This window comes from Gluconobacter sp. P1D12_c, from assembly GCF_018812105.1.
Lineage (GTDB): Bacteria > Pseudomonadota > Alphaproteobacteria > Acetobacterales > Acetobacteraceae > Gluconobacter > Gluconobacter oxydans_A.
In genome coordinates this window covers 1-857 of sequence record NZ_JACSIQ010000069.1, presented here as the reverse complement: position 1 = coordinate 857, position 857 = coordinate 1, and the positions used below count along the sequence as shown (strand labels likewise).

Below are 857 nucleotides of genomic sequence, written 5' to 3'. Positions count from 1 at the left end.
TTCCGGAAGAAGGTAGGTGTCGAATGCGCGGTATTGGCGACTTTCCGTTACCCAGATGTCTCCGGCACGCAGACGCTCGCGCAGCTGGGTCAGAACACAGAGTTCGTAAGCCTGTCGTATGACTGTTCCCTCTGGCCTGACAAAGCTGTGCCAGGAAGGCGGAATGAAACGGATCGGACAGGAGTCAGGCAAGCGGCGTTTACCGGTCCGATAGAGGTCTCCAATGATCTGCACCGCCTTCAGTAATCCCTGTACCGTGCGACCACCCTGAAACTGGAACGCGTTCAGGAATGGACCAATGGCAGGACGAAGAGAGCGATGCCGGTTGATCAGTTCGGCCGTGCGATCAATGGTCTCTGGAGCTGTCAGGGTTTCAGCCCTGCCGATGGCGTCCTGGAGGCGGGGCCAGTCAATTCCCGTAATGGCAGACAGTGAATCAACGCCCTGATCACGGGCCTCAATCAGATGACGGCAAGAGGTTGTCAGCAGACGAAGCTGGGCCTGCAACGATCGCATGGTGACAATCGCTTTGTCACGGATCCGGTGCTCGGCACGGCGCATCATGCTTCCGAGGAGTTTGTCCATCATTGTGAGGGCCGCGTCGGTTAGAACCTCCTCAAGTCGGACCCCGGCTGCCACCAGAATGGCGTAACGACGGGATGACCGAAGCTCGGCCAGATGCTGGGGCGTAATCCGGGCAGCTTCTTCGCTCAAACGGTCAAAGGCCACACGCGGTATGGTCGTGGCGCGAGCGCTGTCGAGGTTCAGGGATCGTACACACTCCAGGCGTTCCAGCAATCGCAGGATATTGCGCGCGGCTGGTGACAAGGGCGGGTTACGCAGCCACGAGAGCCAGG

The 857-nt window shown here is 59.3% G+C and carries 1 pseudogene; it reads right to left on the bottom strand.

Annotated elements, in window-relative coordinates:
• Window positions 1-857: pseudogene (locus KP705_RS15530) on the bottom strand (Tn3 family transposase); the annotation flags it as partial.